This window comes from Gordonia sp. DT101 (assembly GCF_049844895.1).
Classification (GTDB): domain Bacteria; phylum Actinomycetota; class Actinomycetes; order Mycobacteriales; family Mycobacteriaceae; genus Gordonia.
Genome location: NZ_JBNCLX010000004.1, coordinates 464,064 through 481,436 on the forward strand (window position 1 = coordinate 464,064; position 17,373 = coordinate 481,436).

The following is a 17,373-nucleotide window of genomic DNA, read 5'->3' on the forward strand; positions in this document are numbered from 1 at the left end:
GAACATGTTCTACCTTGGGGTCATGACTCTTCGTGTGGTCGAGTGGTCGACCGGAACCGTGGGTAGGCATGCAATCGCCGGGATCGATGCCCGGCCTGATCTGGAGCTCGTCGGGGTCTGGGTGTCGGACCCGGCCAAGGTCGGCAGGGATGCCGGCGACCTCGCCGGTCTCGATCGAGAACTCGGCGTCGTTGCGACCGACGACCGTGACGCGCTGATCGCCCTGCGGCCCGACTGCATCGTGCACACCGCGATGACCGACGATCGGATCTTCGAGGCGATCGACGATCTCATCTTCTTCGTCGAGAACGGGATCAACGTCGTGTCGAGCGGCCCGGTGGTGTTGCAATTCCCCGAGGGCATCCTGAATCGGGAGCTGCTCGACCGGATCGCGGCGGCGGGTGAATCGGGCAATGCCAGCCTGCACGTGAACGGTATCGATCCCGGTTTCGCCAATGATGTTCTGCCGTTGGCGATGACGAGTCTCTCACAGCGGATCGACGAGGTGCGTTGCCTCGAGATCGCGGACTACTCGACGTATTACCAGCCGGTGGTCATGAAGGACATCTTCGGATTCGGACAGCCGATGGATGCGACGCCGCTCCTGCTTCTGCCGGGCGTGCTGGCGATGGGCTGGGGCAGCGTGGTCCGGCAGATCGCCGCCGGACTCGGACTGACCCTGGACGAGCCGTTGGTCGAGCGTCACGATCGTGTGGCAGCGGACCGCGACTATTCGACGGTGTCCGTGGAGATCCCCGAAGGGACTGTGGCGGCACTCCATTTCGAGGTGGTCGGGCAGGTCGACGGCGTCGATCGCGTCGTCCTCGAGCACTACACCCGTACAGATCCGCAGCAGTGCCCCGAGTGGCCGAAGCCCGCCGAGGGCGACGGCTGCTACCGCATCCTCATCTCGGGTGAACCGGAGATGAAGGTCGAGTTCGCCCACCACGGCGAGCACGGCGACCACAACGTGTCGGGGATGATCGTGACGGCGATGCGGCTGGTCAATTCCGTTGCCGCCGTCGTGGATGCGAAGCCCGGACTGATCACGGCACTGGACCTGCCGATGGTGAGCGGTCGGGGGTTGGTCGCGGGGGGTTGAGAGGCCGGCCGGGCGGGTGCGGCGTGGTTTCGATACGCCTCGGGCTCGCTGCGCTCGCTCGTGGCTACTCAACCAGCGGTGGGAACTGTGCTCGCTCGTGGCTACTCAACCAGCGGTGGTGAGTAGCCACGAGCGGGAGGCGATTAGGCCTGCGCCATGTGCTTCTCGTTGTAACGGCGCTTCCATTCCTCGCGCGACCGGATCGACACGTCGACGTCGACGGCCGACCGACGCAGCGCGCCGACGTTGATCTCGTCGCGGGTGTGGTTGTCGAGCGGATTCCAGTTGAAGAAGCGCGCCGAGTTCTCCCACGAGATCTGATTGATGTCGGAATCGTCGGCGCCGGCCGCCTGGAGTTCGGTCAGCATCTGTTCCGGGGCGTCCGGCCAGAAGCAGTCCGAGTGGGGGTAGTCGCACTCCCACGCGATGTTGTCGATACCGATCTCGTGACGGAGCAGCAGGGAGGTCTTGTCGGTGACATAGCAGGCTAGCGAGTGGTCCCGGAAGACCTCGCTGGGCAGCTTGTCCCCGAAGTCGCGGCGGAGCCACTTCTGGTTCGTGTAGTGCCGGTCGGAACGATCGAGATAGAAAGGTATCCAACCGATCCCGCCCTCGGAGAACGCGAACTTGAGGTCGGGATACGTGCGCATCGCCGGTCCCCAGAGAAGGTCCTGCGCGGCGAGGGCCGAGATCTGCGACGCCAGCACCATGAGGCTGTCGATGGTCGAGTCCTTGGCCAGGTTGAGCGCGCCGAACCCGGTGCCGATGTGCAGGCACATCACCAGGCCGGTCTCGGACAGGGTCTCGAACACCGGACCCCAATAGTCCAGGTCGTGGTAGCTCGGCAGTCCCTCGAGGTGGGGGAGTTCGGGCATCGTCACCGCACGGCAGCCCTTGGCCGCCACCCGTTGGATCTCCGCGCACATCGCGTCGACATTCCAGGTGGGTAGCAGTGCCAGCGGGATGAAGCGATCGGGGTAGGCGCCTGCCCACTCGTCGATGTGCCAGTCGTTGTAGGCGGACACCATCACCAGGGTGATGTCGCTCTGGTGCTGATTGAGGTGACGTGCGGAGAATCCGGCGAAGGTGGGAAAGCACATCGACGCCCAGATCCCGTTGCGGCTCATGTCCCGAACGCGCTCGTGGACGTTGTAGACGCCGGGACGCATCTCGGCGAATCCGGCCGGATCGCGGCCCCATTCCTCGGCGGGCCAGGACACCACCGCGTTGAGTCCGCTGACCCCAGCTTGCTTGCCCATGTAGATCCACTGGTCGACGCCTTTGTCGTCGGTGACGACGACGGGTGCCTGATCTCGGTATTTGTCCGGGACGTGGCGGAGGAACATGTCGGGTGGCTCCACCACGTGGTCGTCGATGCTGATGAGCACCAGGTCGTCAATGTTCATGACACTCTCCTTCGTGGCTGGTGGAGTTGCCGGTAGTTCCGGCTCTGTCTGTGTTCATCCGCGGTCTGCGGTGGTCAACCAGACCGACCGGACCGCGATGTCGCCGAGTTCCATCTCGGCGAAGCCTGTGACCGAGATGCGCATCGTCCCGGCAAACGGTCGCTTGGCGTGCACGGTCACTCCCGAGTCGAGGGTGAGGCCCACGGAACCGAAGTACTCGAGCATCGCCGGATCGGAGTCGGCGATCCGGGCCACCGTGCCGGTGTCGCCCGTCTCGCAGGTCGACAGAGGGCGCAGTGGCGGAGTCGACATCCGACCGTCGGCGGCGGGGATGGGATCGCCGTGCGGGTCCCGGGTCGGGTGTCCCAATCGCCGGTCGATGCGCTCGATCAAGTTGTCGGAGGCGGCGTGGGCGAGGGTGTCGGCGTCATCGTGTACCTCGTGCCAGCCGTACCCGAGCTCTCGGACGAGGTAGGACTCGATGAGCCGAATACGCCGGATGATGTGTGCGGCCGCCGCCTCACCCCGGCTGCTGAGTGCCACCGCACCGTAGCGTTCGTGCGTCACGAACCCTTTGTGGGCGAGGCGTCGGACGGCATCGGATGCGGTCGACGGCGAGACACCGACGCGCTCCGCGATCCTCTTGGTGGTGACCGGATCCGGATCCCACTCGCTCGCGTCCCAGATCGCTTTCAGATACTGCCGGGACGCGGCCGTCACATCCCCGAGCGGGTCCCATGGACCGCCGTCGGGTGTGATGCTGGCCGGATGCATGGCCCCAGAATAGCATCGTGATCTCGCTTGCGGAGAATCTTATTCTCACCCTGTTGGGTCCGAAGTTCGCCGCGGCGCAGCGTGACTGTCGAGTTCACGGAGGTCGGCGTGCAGTTCGCGTTCGGGTCGCCGCGGTCGTGGCGGCGGACCTGCCGCACGCGGCGGTATTGGCATTCTCATTTTCTGCAAGTATCGTATCCGCTGATGGAACCACAGACTGAGACAGCCTCCGGCATCCCGCTGGACACTGCCTATGGGCCCAACCCCGACTCCGCGGTCCCCCCGTCGCCGGGGGAGTACCCGTTCACCCGGGGGAACTTTCCGACGGGTTACCGGGGGAGGTTGTGGACCTTCCGGCAGTACTCCGGATTCGGTACTGCCGAAGAATCGAATCGCCGCTACCGGTACCTGCTCGACCAGGGCGGCACCGGCCTCTCGGTCGCGCTCGACCTGCCGTCGCAATGCGGGTACGACTCGGATGATCCGGAGTACGGCGAGGAGGTCGGCCGTGTCGGTTGCGCGGTCGACACCCTGGCCGACGCCGAGATCCTGTTCGACCAGATCCCGCTCGACAAGATCAGCACCAGCTTCACCATCAACGGGACCGCCGCCATCCTGCTGGCCATGTATGTCGCGGCGGCGGAACGCAAGGGCGTGCCGAGGGAGAAACTGACCGGCACGATCCAGAACGACATCCTCAAGGAATACGCCTCACGAGGGACGTGGATCTGGCCGCCCGAACCATCGCTCCGGCTGATCGCCGACACCATCGAGTTCTGTGCGGCCGAGGTGCCGAGGTTCAACGCGATCTCGGTGGCGGGCGCGCACTTCCGCGACGCCGGCGCCAATGCCGTGCAGGAGATGGCCTTCACGCTTGCGGACGGTGTGACGTACTGCGACACGGTCGTCGAGCGCGGGCGGATGACGATCGACCAGTTCGCGCCCCAGATCTCCTTCTTCTTCTACACCCACGGCGACTTCTTCGAAGAGATCGCCAAGTATCGTGCCGGGCGACGTCGCTGGGCGACGATCGTCCGCGAGCGTTACGGGGCGACCACCGACAAGGCCGCGATGTTCCGGTTCGGCTGTGTTGCCGGCGGGGCATCGCTGTATGCGCCACAGGCACAGAACAATCTGGTGCGTGTCGCCTACGAGGCGATGGCCTCGGTCCTCGGGGGCGTCCAGTCGATGTTCACCGCGGCCTGGGACGAGCCTTTCGCCCTGCCGAGTGAGGAATCGGCGACGATGGCACTACGGACGCAACAGATCCTCGCCTACGAGACGGGGGTCGCCCGGGTCGCCGATCCGCTCGGTGGTTCGTATTTCGTCGAGTCGCTGACCGACGCCACGGAGGAGCGCATCATCGAGATCATGTCCGACCTCGAGGCGCACGGCGGCATGGTCCGGGCGATCGAGGAAGGCTACCTGCAAGGGCTGATCGCCGACGAGGCCTACCGGATTCACCAAGAGGTCGAGGGCGGTGAGCGTCCCGTGGTGGGGGTCAACAGATTTGTGGCCGACGAGCCGGCCCCGGAGATCGCCACCTATGAGCTCGATGCCCAGGGGCGGGAGACGCAGCTGAAGCGTCTCGCGAAGGTGAAGGCCGAACGCAATGCCGACGATGTGGCGAACACCTTGACCGCGCTGTCGCGGGCAGCGGAAGGAGACGAGAATCTGATGCATCGACTGATCGATTGCGCGAACGCGTATTGCACTGTCGGCGAGATGGTGTCGACGCTCAAGAATGTGTGGGGCGAGTTCAGTCAGCCGGTGGTGTTCTGATGACCGCCCGCATCCTGGTCGCCAAACCGGGTCTCGACGGCCATGATCGCGGCGCCAAGATCGTCGCCCGGACGTTGCGCGACGCCGGTTTCGAGGTCATCTACACCGGTATCCGGCAGCGAATCGAGGACATCGTCTCGATTGCGCTACACGAGGACGTCACGGTGGTCGGCCTGAGCATCCTGTCCGGCGCCCACGTGGCGCTGACGCGCCGGACCGTCGACGCCCTGCGGGCTGCCGACGCGGGAGACATCGCCGTCGTGGTCGGCGGCACCATCCCGCAGTCCGACGTCGACACGCTCCTCGAAGCCGGTGCCGCGGCGGTATTTCCGACCGGAACGCCGCTCGAGCAATTGGTCACCGACGTTCGTGCTCTCACCGCGACCACGACTCCGTCGTGACCACACTTACCTGACCATCGTGAGACCCTTGGAGGAAACGTGCGCGTCGGAGTGATGATCGGACCCGAGCGGGGCGATTCAGCCCGCAAGGTCGATCGGATGATGAAAGACATCGAGTGGGCCGAGTCCGCAGGGATGGACACGGCGTGGATTCCGCAGGTGCCAACTGACTTCGATGCGCTGATCACGATCGCGTTGATGGGCGCGCGCACATCGCGGATCGAACTCGGTACGGCGGTGGTTCCGCTGCAGGCACAGCATCCGATTGCGTTGGCCCGACAGGCATTGTCGGCGCACGCGGCCTCGGCCGGGCGGTTGGCGCTCGGGGTCGGGCCGTCGCATCACTGGATCGTGGCGGACATGCTCGGCCTCCCATACGAGAAGCCGGCCCGATTCACCCGCGACTATCTCGAGGTCCTCGACCAGGCGTTGCACGGTCCGGGGCCGGTCGATGTGGAGAACGGTTCGTTTACGGTGCACAACCCGCTCGAACTCGGTCCGGTCGCACCCATGCCCGTGTTCTTGGCGGCACTCGGCCCGGTCATGCTGCGCCTCGCCGGAGAGCGGGCCGACGGCACCATCCTCTGGATGGCCGACGAACGGGCGATCGCCGAGCACATCGCACCGGGCATCAACAAGGCTGCCGACGGTGCGGGCCGTCCGGCGCCGCGCATCGTCGCGGGTGTGCCCGTGTGTCTGTGTCGTCCGTCGGAGGTCGACGAGGCTCGGTCGCGGGCGAATCGCATTCTCGCCGAGGCGGAGTTCTCGCCGAACTATCAGAAATTACTCGAACGTGGCGATGCCCGTGATGTCGGCGATCTGTGCGTGGCCGGCGACGAGGACGCGATCCTCGCACGCTTCCGGGACTTCGAGAAGGCCGGTGTCACCGACATCTCGATGCGGCTACTACCGATCGGTGACACCCGTGACGAACTCGTCGCGTCCAAGTACAAGACACGCGAGGTCATGGCCGAGTTGGCAAAGGAACTGCGGTGACATCCGGTCCCCTGGCCGGCATTCGGATCCTCGAAGTGGGCACGATGCTGGCCGGGCCCTATGCCACGATGACGCTCGCCGACCTCGGGGCCGAGGTGATCAAGATCGAACCCCCGACCGGGGAGATCTCCCGGCAGGTGAGTGACTCCTACTTCGCGAGTCTGAATCGCGGGAAACGCAGTGTGTGCCTGGATCTCACTGTCGACGAGGGGCGCGCGCGACTCGGCGAAATGGTCGCCGGGGCCGACGCGTTGCTCGTCAACCTCAAACCATCCGCGATCCATCGCCTCGGCCTCACGTACGAGCGGCTCCGTGAGTTCAACGAGCGGATCGTGTGCGTCGCCATCACCGGATACGGTCTGCATGGCGGCGACGATCCGGCCTTCGACTACGTGATCCAGGCCGCCACCGGTGTTGCTGCACTCACCGGTGATCCAGAAGGCCCGCCCACGCTTCCCGGATATTCGTCGGCGGACAACTCCACCGGACTCACCGCCGCCCTCGGGCTGCTGGCCCAGATCGTGTCGGGGCGTGGTGGGCAGATCGATGTGTCCCTGCGCGACGTGATGCTGTCCCAGTTGAACTATCACGCATCGGCCTACCTCAACACCGGCACCGAGCCGGTTCGTCGAGCCGGCGGCGCGCACTCGTACTACGTGCCGGCGCAGATGTTCCCGACGGCCGAGGGATACATCGCGCTGTTCATCACCCATGACGGCTTCTGGCGAGCGTTCGCCAACGAGGCCGGGATCGACGGCTTCTGGCGGATGGCCGAGCGTGCCGCCCGTCGTGACGAGGTCCTCTCGGTGGTCACCTCGGCGTTGGCCGCCGATTCCGCGGCGAATTGGGAGAAGAGGCTCAAACCGCTCGGTATCCCGATAGCGGCGGTTCGCACTCTGCCCGAGGCGTTGGCGCAGACCCCGGAGGTGGTGGTCGAGGCCGGTGGATTCCGGACCATCCGCTGCCCGATCACCATGTCGGATCATGTTCCCGAGTACCGGCCCGCCCCGAGCCTGGGGGAGATGCAAGTCTGAGGGTTCGGCAGCGTCGACCAGAACAGTGGGTGTTCGGTGGTAGGTGACGTGCGGTTATTCTTCGTCCAACATCAGTCTCTCGCGCAGTCGAGTAGACGGTCTCGAGCCTTCGCCTTCCCCTCGCCGCGCCGTTCCGGTCAATGTGGCCCCTGTCGTCTTAGCGACCTGACGGCCCCCGGCCGCCGCGCGGTCGGATGGCGGTGGACCTCACGGAGAGGTATCGACTGACTCCTGACGGAGGACCGGTTGGGGCGCCAGACCACTGTAGGCCGCCCTCGATTGCGATGACGCCGAGCGGAATCCGATTCGGCCGCCATCAGGTCGTGAACATCGTCGTCGATCTCGAGTTCGAGGGAATTGAACATCCGGGCGATGGTGTCGTAGGCGCCGACGGTGAAGATCACGTCGAGGATCTGCTGCTCGTCCAATTCTGACGCGAGGACCTGCCAGGTCGACTTGCTGATCCCGCCCTCGGTGATGAGTTCGTCGACCGTACGCAACAATGTGGCGTCGATCGTGCACCGGAACGGGGCAGAAGGTCCGTAGGCGATACAGCAGATCTCTCGTCGCGCAGGCCCGCATCCCGCGCCATAAGAGGTGGCACATCTAGTCACGCGTTTCCATCGGCCGGTACCGACGGGTAGGGACCTGCTGGTCAGGTCCCGCCACAGCCGGGTCGATGCTCGAAAGGCATTCGCGGAGGGGGAGTTGTGGGACGGCGACGATCTGTGCGTGAGCGCAAACGGACTGTTCGTGGTGGAACGGCAGCGGTCAGATGAGGAGTGATGTGAACCAGACCGGCCCGACCGACCCGCTCCAGTCTGCCGCCGCGGGATTACGTCGGATCACCGATCTGCTGCTCCGGGTTGACGAGGATGACCCGGCCTTGCCGCGGGCCGGTGAGGAGCTCGACGCGATCGCCGATCTCCTCGAATCGGATCGCGCGCAAGGATCGGTGGGGTGCGACACGGGTCCCGTGGCCGGCCGGTACAACGCGCTGGCTCCACGCCTGGAAGTCGAGGTGACCGACGGCCATGCCTCGGCGACGGTTGCACTGGGGCTTGCCTACCAGGGGCCGCGGTCGCTGGTACACGGCGGGGTCTCGGCGTTGCTGATCGCACACCTGCTGCGAGCAGCGGGTTCCGCCACGGACGCAGACGCAGGGTGCGAGATCGCGGAGTTGTCGGTCCGCTACCACCGTCCGCTGCCGCTGTTCGAGACCCTGTTCATCATTTCCTGTCGGACCGACAGCGATGGACGCCCGGTGGTGGGCGGAGGGGGAGATCCGCGCCGACGGCGATACCGCCGTCTCGGCATCCGCCTCCCTCGTCGCGGCGCCGCGAGAGTGATCGTCGGGGCCGACCACCTCGGGGCGTCCGGGACGGTATGGTCACTTCCGTTTCTTGCGCCGCTGTGTCCGAGGCGTCTTCCGTTGCTCGACCGAATCCACATACGCTTCAAGAGCGTCGACGACATCGGCGTGATCCGTCGTGATGCCCACACCTTTCTCGAGGGTGAGCAGCTTCGGGATGCCGGCGATCAACGTGACGAGTGCCCCGGCCGACGGCTTCCGGTCGATCGCACCGGTCGCGGCGAAATGCGCTGCGAGAGCATCTCGCTGGATTCCACGGATCTGTTCGGTCACTCGCGCGATCTCCTCGCCGATCGTCTTACGGTGATTCCCAAGTGCGAGGAACTCTGTGACGAGTGCCCCTGTGGCCTCCTCCCAACTGAAGTCCCACAGGACGTGTAGCGGCTCGTCGGGCCGTGCCTGAAGGGCGTCGGTGAGGCGCTGGAGGTTCTCATCCGTCCGTCGCCGAATCGCGACGAGAAAGATGGAATCGAGCGTGGGAAAGTAGTACTGGACCAGGCTGGGAGTTACCCCCGCCTTGGCGGCGAGGGCCCGGTATGTGACGCTGGGATATCCCTCCTCCGCCATCAACGTCTCCACACAGTCAAGGATGTTCTCCCTCGTCTTCGACGTCTCGGTGCCTACCCGCCGAGGAGTTGCTGCCATGTGTCCAAACCTCGCTTCTCCGAAAATTGTCCGCAGAGTTTCATTTTGGCATCCCGACGCTACTGTACGACTGCATAGTGTCAATCAACCGACGGTGGGAAGCTCCGACTCGTGTCGGGTGTGGGTCCCCGATGCCGCTCCGAATGTGAACAAGGAGAGAGACGTGAGCCTCGAAGCCACGTTGGAGACCCTGCAGGCAGATGTCCACTACTTCAAGGACCGCGCCGAGGTCCTTGACGTCGTGGCGCGCCACGACGATAGATGTGACCGTGACGACGTCGATCTCATCATGGCGGCCAATCACGAGTACAGGTTCGACGAGCACGCATGCGGAAACGTCTCGGGTTCACACCCCATGACACCACCACCCACTGGTGTGAGATCGATGGTGACACGGCGCATGCCGAGATCTACGTGATCGTTGTACTCATCGGAAGTGATGGAAAGACGGCAAAGTTCATCAGTGGTCGGTACCTCGACGGGCTCGAGCTTCGTGAGGGTCAGTGGCGGATCGTGGTCCGCCGCTCGACCGTGGAAGCGATGTTCCTCGGTGAAGCCCGCGTGCTGAACTCGTCATTCTTCCCGACCTCGCCCGCTGGTGACCCGATCCGCGTCAGAGGGTCGCGCCGACCTTCGCGGTCGTCCTCCGCCGCGCAACTCAGTCCTCCGTCGTGGCCACCCCTGTCGGCAACATGGGCGATGCGATCGCGCGTCGCAGATCCTCATCGAGTTCGACGTCGAGGCTCGCGAGCATCCAGGCCACGGTCGAGAAGGCACCGGCGGTGAAGATGACGTCCAGAATCTGCTGTTCGTTCAGGGACTCTGTCAGGACTGCCCATGTCTGATCCGCGATGAGACCGTCATGTACGAGTTCGTCCACGGCACGCAACAGGTTCGATTCCGCTTGGTTCCACACGGGGGCGTCGGGACCCCAAGCAATCCAGGCGATCTCGGAATCGGATATTCCGGCGTCACGCGCCATGAAGGTGTGCTGCGCCCATTCGTAGCTCGACGTGCGCAGCGCGGCCACGCGGAGGATGACCAGCTCCCGTTGACGTTCGGTGAGGCTGGTGGCCAGTAGGAGGTGGGCGTTGAGGGTGCATACCGCTGTGGCCAGGCGTGGGTTGTGCGCCAGTGTGGAGAAGATGTTCCGGCCACTGGGGCGGCCCTCGGAGGTGAGGGAATACCGCTGCGCAGGTGGTGTCATGGCCTTCATTGCGTAGCGCATCTCGGACGGCCACTTGTCGGTTGGTACGGGGTCGATCCGTGGCATTCTTGGTCCTCTCACGTCGGCGGCACTGACGAAGCGCCCGGCGTCCCGAGCTGAAATCGCCTTGTTTCCAACATTTGTGGGCTCTTTTTATCCGGGCCTTGCGTTTCAGGAACCGGGTGAACTATACAAGTGTACAACTAAGTGTGACCGGCCGCACAGTAGGAGGAGTTCGCCAGTGGACGACCCCTACCCGTACTTCGATGCCATGCGGTCCCGCTGCCCGGTTCACCCGGTACCTCATCCGGGGGTCATTGCGGTGACCGGCTATGACGAAGCGTTTCAGGTCTATCACGACTCGGCCACCTACTCTTCGTGCAATTCCGTAGGCGGTCCGTTCCCGCAGGTGCTCCCCGTGTCGGAGGACGTCACCGATGTCACCGAGATGATCATCGAGCGCTCGCGCGACCAGTGGCCGTTCAGCGAGTTCATGGCGGGTTCCGGCAGGTGGCCGAGCGTACGGCCAAATCGTGACGCCGCGATCGACCTGGTCGCCACCGCGATGGCCGCGGACTCCGCCACGAATTGTCAAGAACAACTGCGTAAGTGGGGTATACCCGCTGCGGCGGGTGCGCGCTATGCCGGAAGAGCCCGACGTCACCCCGGAGGCGGTGGTCGCGGTCGGCCTGCGCCGCGCCGTGGGATGTCCGATACACGGGGACGGATTCGAGCCAGACTACACCCGCGGCGACGCTCGGTGAGATGAACGCACCGACGAGCTGAGAGGGATGCCCGCCGATGCGCTCATCGGTGCCGGTGAAGGATCTCGGCACCGGTCGGTGATCAGCTCTCGGTGACGACCTCGAGAAAGCGCATGACCGGGGCGGGTCCATCTGCATGGCATCGCTCATGGTGAAGCCGCCGTTGCGAAATGCTGTGAAGAGCTCTCGTGCAGCATCTTTCAGATCGGTGCCGTCGATCTCGTAGAGGGAGACGAGCGTGCCGTCGTCATCGATCGGACGCAAGCGCCGTCCGGAGACGAAGCCATCGAGCTTCAGCACCTCCGGCATGTGCACCTCGTCGTACCAATGGCTGAACTCCTCGGCGCGGGCCGGCGAGCTCGGACGACCTTCGACCATCAGAATGCCTTTGGGCATGTGTGATTCCTTTCTCGGGGTTGCGGTGACGTCGTGCGACGGATGTCGCGACGGACGAACGGCCGGATGTTCAGGCCTCGTAATCGACGACGGTCGTCTCGGTGTCGGGGACCGCCTGGCAGGTCAGCACGTAACCGTCCTCGATCTCGTCGTCCTCGAGGGCGTCGTTGACCCGCATGGTGGCGGTTCCTTCGTCCAGGTGTGCCATGCAGGTCGCGCAGTTGCCCGCCTCGCAGGAGAACGGCGGGGTCAATCCGGCCCGCCGTCCCGTTTCCAGCAGCGTCTCGTTCGGCTGCCGGTCGACGGTGACCTTCTTGCGTCCGAGTTTGATGGTGATGGTCCCGGTGACACTCTTCGTGTCGTCGGATGCTGTGTGGTCGGTTTCGGGCGCCTCTGACTCCGATTCACGCGATTCCGCCTCGTCGGACACTGCGACGTCGGACTCTGCGATCGGCAGCGCCGCGACGGCGCCGAAGCGTTCGATGTGGACGGATGCGCCTGCGGGCAGGACCGCTTCCACGAGGTCCATGAACGGCTCCGGGCCGCACACATAGAAGTCTGCGTCGAGATCGTCGCCGATGAAGTCGCGGACGGCCGATTCGGTGAGGAAGCCGTTCTGCTCGTCGAGGCTGCGAACCACCGAGAGTCGCCCCGGGTGGCGCTTTTCGAGGTCGGCCATGCCAGAGTCGAAGATGATCGCCTCCCGGTCGCGGTCGGCGCAGAGCAACCGCACCGGACGGTCGGTGGTTGCGAGGGCGGTCTTGGCGATCGAGTAGATCGGCGTGACACCGCTCCCGCCGCTGAAGGCGACTATCGGGGTGGTGTTCTCGGTGAGGCAGAAGAGGCCGGCGGGGCGGGACATGTCGATGACGTCGCCCTCGCCGAGATTGTCCAGGAGCCAGTTCGACACCCGCCCGCCCGCCACCCGCTTGACGGTGGTCGCCAACTCGTCATCTGTCTCAGGGGAGCTGGACATGGAGTAGGAGCGATAGAGCTCCTCGCCGTCGACGGTCACGCGGAAGGTGCAGAACTGTCCTGCCTTGTAGGTCACCGGGCCCGTCTCCGGAGCGAGCACGTAGGTACGTGCGTCGTCGGTCTCCTTGACGACCCGCGTCACGGTCGCTTGCTGGAACAGTGGTGGTCTCGCCACGGTCCATCCTCTCGGTATTGAGATTCTGCCTCTGTGAGAACTATATTCTCTCATTGAGGTACGATCTTCTCAAGGTGCTTGTGGGAGATCCCGGTGATTCGACCGGAATCTGTCCGAAGGGGGTGATGGCGTGACGGAGGCAGTGGCCCTTGCCTTCGACGACGCGACCTACACTCGCCGACAGCTCGATGAGCTGGCGGGCGGCCTTGCCGAAGAACTCTCGGCAACCGGGGTGAAACGTGGTTCGCGAGTCGCCCTGATGTCGTCCAATCGCCCCGAATTCGTCGTGGCCGTGCGTGCCATCTGGCGGCTCGGTGCGGCGGTGGTGCTGATCAGTCCCGCGTGGCGAACGGTCGAGGTCGCCCATGCGCTCGAAGTATCCCGCGCCACGCACGCGGTCGGTGACAACGCTGTCCTCGCCGACCTCATGATCATGCGCGACCTCGCCGAGCCCGTCCCGCGGGGATCGGCGGTGTTCGACGAACCGCATGCCGACGACGACGCCGTGCTCGTGTTCAGCTCCGGCACCACGGGAATGCCCAAGGCCGTCCGGCACACCCATGCGTCCTTCGGTGCCGCCGTCCGGCATTGGCGGGATGCGCTGGCCCTGACCGGTGCGGATCGCATCCAGGTGCTGACGCCGCCGTCGCACATCCTCGGCCTCCTCAACATCGTCACCGCACTCGACGCGGGCGTCTGGGTTCGCCTGCACCGACGCTTCGACCTCGACACCATGCTCCGGCACATCGAAATCGACCGGATCACCGTCGAGATGGCGGTCGCACCCATCGCCTTGGCGATCGCGTCGCACCCGGATCTGGAGAGTTTCGATCTCTCCTCGCTCCGCTACATCATGTGGGGCGCTACGCCGGTGACGACGAGTGTCGCAGAGGAGGTCACCCGGCGCACCGGCGTCCGTTGGGTGCCGGCCTACGGTGCCAGCGAAGTTCCGGTGATCGCGTGCAATCCGATCGACGGGGCGCGACTCGACACCGTGGGACGTGCTGTCCCGGGCGTGCAGGTCCGAGCGATCGATCTCGAGACGCGAGTGCCCTCGCCGCCAGGGGTTCCCGGTGAGATCGTGGTCCGGTCGCCGTCCCTGATGGCCGGTTATCTGCCCGAATCCGAGAACGACGACGCCTTCGTGGACGGCTGGTACCGCACCGGTGACGTCGGTGTGGTGGACGCCGACGGCTGGATCGCCCTCGTCGATCGCTCGAAGGAGATGATCAAGGTCCGTGGTTTCCAGGTGGCGCCCGCGGAGATCGAAGCGGTGCTGCACGGGCATCCCGCGGTTGCCGATTGTGCGGTGTTCGGCGTCGACGACGGAGTCGGTGGCGAACGCATCGTGGCCGCGGTCCGGGCGATCACGCCGATCGAAGCCCACGATCTCATCGATCTCGTCAGTGCATCGCTGGCCACCTACAAACGACCGAACGCGATCATGTTCGTCGACGACATCCCCCGACTCCCGTCGGGCAAGGTGCTGCGCCGAGTGCTGAGAGACACGGTGCCTAGAGACACGGTGCTGAGAGACACGGTGGTCGGAGACAGAGTGTTGAAGGAGAGCCATGGATGTACGTCTGACAAGTGAGCAATCGCAATTGCGCGATGCCGCAGCCAAACTGGCTGACGATCTGGGCCCGGGGTCGGTGGCCGATCTCGAGGACAGCACACGGCGGGACCGACTCGCGGCAGCGATCGACCGAACAGGCTGGCGCAGTCTGCGTTCCGACGGCGCGACGGGCGTCGAGGTCGCGATCGTCGCGGAGGAGTTCGGTAGGGGACTGGTCGACGCGGCCTTCCTCGGGCCGACTCTCGCCGACGATCTGCTCCGGCACACCGGGGCCGCGGGAGCCGCGGCGACCCTGGCGATCGACGGCCTGGTCCCCGACGCCGATGGTCTCGACCGCGTGGTGGAACTCGACGGTGTGTTCGTCCGGGAGGGACGGGCCGGCGGGGCCGTGCCGTCGGAGGATCTGACCCGTATCGCCAAGAATGTTGACACAGTGAATGATTCGCCGGTCGCGATGTTGTCGGAACACGACGCGCAACGTTTCCGCGCACTTGCGCTGGTGGTCACCGCCGCCGACATCCTCGGAGCGGCCCGCGGCGCCCAGGCCCTGGCCTGTGACTACGCCAAGATCCGGGAGCAGTACGGCAAGACGATCGGTTCCTATCAGGCAGTGGGCCACATGCTGGCCGAGAGTCTCGCCGTGCTCGAGGGATCGGCGAGCATTCTCCGCCACGCGGCGTGGGCGGTCGACGAACTCGAACCGTCCGAGGCCGTCGGCGCGGCCCAGATGGCCAAGCTGTACTGCGCGCGATCCGCCCGAACCGTGTGCGAGAACTCGATTCAGGTGCACGGTGGCATCGGGAACACCTGGGAATGCCTCGCACACGTCCACCTGCGGCGAGTTCTGGTGTCTACCGAGAACTTTCCGGTGAGCCTGAAGGAGATCGACCTTGGACTATCGTGACTCCACCGACGAAGGCGCATTCCGCGAGCGACTGCGCGGCTGGCTCTCCGAGCACGCCGCCGCGTTCCCGACGTCCGGTGACGAATACTGGGCCCGCCAGGGCGAGTGGCACCAGGCGCTCTACGAGGCCGGCTTCTTCGGCCTCTCCTGGCCGGCGAAATTCGGTGGCCACGACCTCGCGCCGGTCTACGACGTGATCCTCGACGAGGAGATCGCTCGGGCGGGCGCGCCGCCGCGGCCGAGCCTGGGCTATCTGTTGCACGGGCTCGGGCGGCATGCGAGTCCTCAACTGCAGGAACGGTTCCTGCCGGGGATGATCAACGGAACCGAACGCTGGTGCCAGGGATTCTCGGAACCCGGAGCGGGATCGGATCTGGCGTCGTTGCGGACCACCGCGACGCGTGCGGGCGACGACTACGTGATCAACGGACACAAGATCTGGACGAGCTACTCCGACGTCGCGGATTGGTGTCTGCTGCTCGCCCGCACCGATCCCGACGCCCCTCGGCACCGTGGCATCTCCGCATTCATCATCTCGATGAAGCAGGAGGGGATCGAACAGCGGCCGCTGAAGATGATGAGTGGCATCACCACGGAATTCGGTCAGGTGCTCTTCGACGGCGCGCGAGTGCCCGCGGATCAGATGATCGGCGCACCCGGCGAGGGATGGGCGCTCGCGATGACCGTCGTCGGGCACGAGCGGGAGCCGTCGACGCTGGGATACGTCGCTCGGTACGGCAAACTCGTCCGCCAACTGGCCCAACGCTCGGACGAGTACTCCGAGGAAATCGCCTGGGCCGCAGTGCAGACCGAGATGCTGCGGTTGCACGTCCGGCGCCGCCTGTCCGAGCAACTCGACGGCGTGTCGCACACGTCGGAGGGGTCTCTGGACAAGCTCCTGATGACGTGGGTCGACCAGTCGGTCGGACATGCGGCCGTATCCGTCGGCGGGACGAAGGATCCGGAACTGCTGAGCGCGTACCTGTACAGCCGTGCGCAGAGCGTCATGGGTGGTACGTCGCAGATCCAGAAGAACATCATCGCATCGAGACTGCTCGGATTGGGAGTGTGACATGTACGGGATGCCCGAGGAGATCGAGGTCGCCGCGCAGGGTCCACTCCGGATCATCACGCTGAATCGTCCGGATGCGCTCAATGCGGTCAACGACGCTCTGCATTCGGGACTGGCGGAGCTGTGGACGCGTCTGAGTGAGGATCCGGAGGTGCGCGCCGCAGTGCTCACGGGTCGTGGCAAGGCGTTCTCGGCAGGAGGCGACTTCGGCTACCTCAAGGAGCTCGGTGAGGATCCAGCTCTGCGAGCCAAGACCATTCGCCACGGACGTGAGCTCGTGCTCGGCATGGCCAGGTGCCGCGTTCCGGTGATCAGTGCGGTCAACGGGCCTGCGGTGGGGCTGGGATGCAGCCTCGTGGCGCTGAGCGACATGGTGTACATGAACCCCGCGGCCTACCTGGCCGACCCGCACGTTCAGGTGGGGCTGGTGGCGGCCGACGGCGGACCGCTGACGTGGCCACTGCAGATCAGTTTGTTGCAGGCCAAAGAGTTCGCGCTCACCGGCACCCGGATCTCGGCGGAACGGGCGGTCGAACTCGGGCTGGCGAACCATGTGGCCGACGACCCGTTCGCCGAGGCGATCGGGTGCGCGAAGAAGATGATGGAGCTGCCGCAGCAAGCCGTCGAATCCACCAAACGGATGCTCAACATCCACCTCGAACGCGCGGTGCTCGCGAGCCTCGACTACGCGAATGCGGCCGAGGATCTCTCGTTCCAGACCGACGACTTCCGGGCCACCATCGCGCGCCTGACGGCGCCGAAGAACTGAGCAGGCAGTTCTGGCCGCACTTT

At 65.3% G+C, this 17,373-nt stretch carries 17 protein-coding genes and 1 pseudogene; 11 read left to right on the forward strand and 7 right to left on the reverse strand.

All coding sequences use genetic code 11. The annotated features are described in order from the left end of the window. Nucleotides 1–22 precede the first annotated feature (22 nt). The gene (locus ACLQ3I_RS17015; protein ID WP_425789417.1) at nucleotides 23–1,102 is read left to right on the forward strand and encodes a diacylglycerol kinase; all 1,080 of its coding nucleotides are present in this window, start codon (nucleotides 23–25) and stop codon (nucleotides 1,100–1,102) included. A 143-nt stretch (nucleotides 1,103–1,245) separates the two neighbouring features. Here the strand turns inward: ACLQ3I_RS17015 and ACLQ3I_RS17020 are convergent, their stop codons facing one another. Together ACLQ3I_RS17020 and ACLQ3I_RS17025 are read right to left on the reverse strand one after the other, a co-directional pair. Further along, nucleotides 1,246–2,508, reverse strand: coding sequence for an amidohydrolase family protein (locus ACLQ3I_RS17020; protein ID WP_425803447.1), 1,263 nt, complete (start codon nucleotides 2,506–2,508; stop codon nucleotides 1,246–1,248). Nucleotides 2,509–2,562: 54 nt separating this feature from the next. Continuing rightward, complete coding sequence (locus ACLQ3I_RS17025; protein WP_425803449.1) at nucleotides 2,563–3,282, reverse strand: metal-dependent transcriptional regulator; 720 nt, start codon at nucleotides 3,280–3,282, stop codon at nucleotides 2,563–2,565. Between the two features lie 204 nt (nucleotides 3,283–3,486). Here ACLQ3I_RS17025 and ACLQ3I_RS17030 point away from each other — a divergent pair, with 204 nt between their 5' ends. Genes ACLQ3I_RS17030 through ACLQ3I_RS17045 form a run of 4 tightly spaced genes read left to right on the forward strand, consistent with a single transcriptional unit; the run spans nucleotide 3,487 to nucleotide 7,495 of the window. Beyond that, a complete protein-coding gene (locus tag ACLQ3I_RS17030) occupies nucleotides 3,487–5,064 on the forward strand; it encodes a methylmalonyl-CoA mutase family protein (protein ID WP_425803452.1) in 1,578 nt (525 codons plus the stop codon). Further along, nucleotides 5,064–5,465, forward strand: coding sequence for a cobalamin B12-binding domain-containing protein (locus tag ACLQ3I_RS17035; protein ID WP_425803455.1), 402 nt, complete (start codon nucleotides 5,064–5,066; stop codon nucleotides 5,463–5,465). The genes ACLQ3I_RS17030 and ACLQ3I_RS17035 overlap by 1 nt, the downstream gene beginning before the upstream one ends. 39 nt (nucleotides 5,466–5,504) lie before the next feature. Then, nucleotides 5,505–6,461, forward strand: coding sequence for an LLM class F420-dependent oxidoreductase (locus ACLQ3I_RS17040; RefSeq protein ID WP_425789407.1), 957 nt, complete (start codon nucleotides 5,505–5,507; stop codon nucleotides 6,459–6,461). Continuing rightward, nucleotides 6,458–7,495: a CaiB/BaiF CoA transferase family protein gene (locus ACLQ3I_RS17045; RefSeq protein ID WP_425803457.1), complete on the forward strand. Its 1,038-nt coding sequence runs from the start codon at nucleotides 6,458–6,460 to the stop codon at nucleotides 7,493–7,495. The genes ACLQ3I_RS17040 and ACLQ3I_RS17045 overlap by 4 nt, the downstream gene beginning before the upstream one ends. 137 nt (nucleotides 7,496–7,632) lie before the next feature. Here the strand turns inward: ACLQ3I_RS17045 and ACLQ3I_RS17050 are convergent, their stop codons facing one another. Then, nucleotides 7,633–8,109 carry a hypothetical protein gene (locus tag ACLQ3I_RS17050; RefSeq protein ID WP_425803588.1) on the reverse strand — a complete coding sequence of 159 codons (477 nt, stop codon included), beginning with the start codon at nucleotides 8,107–8,109 and terminating at the stop codon, nucleotides 7,633–7,635. Between ACLQ3I_RS17050 and ACLQ3I_RS17055 the strand changes: the two genes are divergently transcribed. After that, nucleotides 8,093–8,281, forward strand: coding sequence for a PaaI family thioesterase (locus tag ACLQ3I_RS17055; protein ID WP_425789401.1), 189 nt, complete (start codon nucleotides 8,093–8,095; stop codon nucleotides 8,279–8,281). The two genes, ACLQ3I_RS17050 and ACLQ3I_RS17055, sit on opposite strands and share 17 nt — an antisense overlap. 49 nt (nucleotides 8,282–8,330) lie before the next feature. Here the strand turns inward: ACLQ3I_RS17055 and ACLQ3I_RS17060 are convergent, their stop codons facing one another. Next, on the reverse strand, nucleotides 8,331–8,531 hold the full coding sequence (locus ACLQ3I_RS17060) for a hypothetical protein (protein WP_425803460.1): 201 nt from the start codon (nucleotides 8,529–8,531) through the stop codon (nucleotides 8,331–8,333). A gap of 354 nt (nucleotides 8,532–8,885) precedes the next feature. Beyond that, entirely contained in the window at nucleotides 8,886–9,512 is a 627-nt protein-coding gene (locus ACLQ3I_RS17065) for a TetR/AcrR family transcriptional regulator (protein ID WP_425789397.1), read from the reverse strand. 327 nt (nucleotides 9,513–9,839) lie between these two features. On the opposite strand from ACLQ3I_RS17065, the pseudogene ACLQ3I_RS17070 reads away from it, so the two are divergent. Further along, nucleotides 9,840–9,977: pseudogene (locus ACLQ3I_RS17070) on the forward strand (hypothetical protein); the annotation flags it as partial. A gap of 193 nt (nucleotides 9,978–10,170) precedes the next feature. On the opposite strand, the gene ACLQ3I_RS17075 reads toward ACLQ3I_RS17070, so the two are convergent. Together ACLQ3I_RS17075 and ACLQ3I_RS17080 are read right to left on the reverse strand one after the other, a co-directional pair. Then, nucleotides 10,171–10,785, reverse strand: a complete 615-nt coding sequence (locus ACLQ3I_RS17075; protein WP_425789395.1) for a carboxymuconolactone decarboxylase family protein — start codon at nucleotides 10,783–10,785, stop codon at nucleotides 10,171–10,173. A 1,164-nt stretch (nucleotides 10,786–11,949) separates the two neighbouring features. After that, nucleotides 11,950–13,029 carry a 2Fe-2S iron-sulfur cluster-binding protein gene (locus tag ACLQ3I_RS17080; RefSeq protein WP_425803462.1) on the reverse strand — a complete coding sequence of 360 codons (1,080 nt, stop codon included), beginning with the start codon at nucleotides 13,027–13,029 and terminating at the stop codon, nucleotides 11,950–11,952. A 130-nt stretch (nucleotides 13,030–13,159) separates the two neighbouring features. On the opposite strand from ACLQ3I_RS17080, the gene ACLQ3I_RS17085 reads away from it, so the two are divergent. The 4 genes from ACLQ3I_RS17085 to ACLQ3I_RS17100 are packed head-to-tail and all read left to right on the forward strand — an operon-like array spanning nucleotide 13,160 to nucleotide 17,350. Further along, on the forward strand, nucleotides 13,160–14,623 hold the full coding sequence (locus ACLQ3I_RS17085; RefSeq protein ID WP_425789389.1) for a class I adenylate-forming enzyme family protein: 1,464 nt from the start codon (nucleotides 13,160–13,162) through the stop codon (nucleotides 14,621–14,623). Beyond that, on the forward strand, nucleotides 14,601–15,509 hold the full coding sequence (locus ACLQ3I_RS17090) for an acyl-CoA dehydrogenase family protein (RefSeq protein WP_425803464.1): 909 nt from the start codon (nucleotides 14,601–14,603) through the stop codon (nucleotides 15,507–15,509). Before ACLQ3I_RS17085 ends, ACLQ3I_RS17090 begins: the two co-directional genes overlap by 23 nt. Further along, complete coding sequence (locus tag ACLQ3I_RS17095; protein ID WP_425803466.1) at nucleotides 15,496–16,581, forward strand: acyl-CoA dehydrogenase family protein; 1,086 nt, start codon at nucleotides 15,496–15,498, stop codon at nucleotides 16,579–16,581. Before ACLQ3I_RS17090 ends, ACLQ3I_RS17095 begins: the two co-directional genes overlap by 14 nt. 1 nt (nucleotide 16,582) lies before the next feature. Continuing rightward, nucleotides 16,583–17,350, forward strand: coding sequence for an enoyl-CoA hydratase/isomerase family protein (locus tag ACLQ3I_RS17100; protein ID WP_425803469.1), 768 nt, complete (start codon nucleotides 16,583–16,585; stop codon nucleotides 17,348–17,350). The last annotated feature ends 23 nt before the right edge of the window (nucleotides 17,351–17,373 follow it).

Excerpts from the sequence above, each read along its gene's own strand:
- ACLQ3I_RS17060 (WP_425803460.1), bottom strand. The coding sequence starts at position 8,531 with ATGGCCGTCGGTCACCTCGACTTCCAGGCGTGGAGCCAGCGCGTTGTA.
- ACLQ3I_RS17020 (WP_425803447.1), bottom strand. The coding sequence starts at position 2,508 with ATGAACATTGACGACCTGGTGCTCATCAGCATCGACGACCACGTGGTG.
- ACLQ3I_RS17075 (WP_425789395.1), bottom strand. The coding sequence starts at position 10,785 with ATGCCACGGATCGACCCCGTACCAACCGACAAGTGGCCGTCCGAGATG.
- ACLQ3I_RS17035 (WP_425803455.1), top strand. The coding sequence starts at position 5,064 with ATGACCGCCCGCATCCTGGTCGCCAAACCGGGTCTCGACGGCCATGAT.
- ACLQ3I_RS17015 (WP_425789417.1), top strand. The coding sequence starts at position 23 with ATGACTCTTCGTGTGGTCGAGTGGTCGACCGGAACCGTGGGTAGGCAT.
- ACLQ3I_RS17025 (WP_425803449.1), bottom strand. The coding sequence starts at position 3,282 with ATGCATCCGGCCAGCATCACACCCGACGGCGGTCCATGGGACCCGCTC.
- ACLQ3I_RS17030 (WP_425803452.1), top strand. The coding sequence starts at position 3,487 with ATGGAACCACAGACTGAGACAGCCTCCGGCATCCCGCTGGACACTGCC.
- ACLQ3I_RS17090 (WP_425803464.1), top strand. The coding sequence starts at position 14,601 with ATGGATGTACGTCTGACAAGTGAGCAATCGCAATTGCGCGATGCCGCA.
- ACLQ3I_RS17065 (WP_425789397.1), bottom strand. The coding sequence starts at position 9,512 with ATGGCAGCAACTCCTCGGCGGGTAGGCACCGAGACGTCGAAGACGAGG.
- ACLQ3I_RS17100 (WP_425803469.1), top strand. The coding sequence starts at position 16,583 with ATGTACGGGATGCCCGAGGAGATCGAGGTCGCCGCGCAGGGTCCACTC.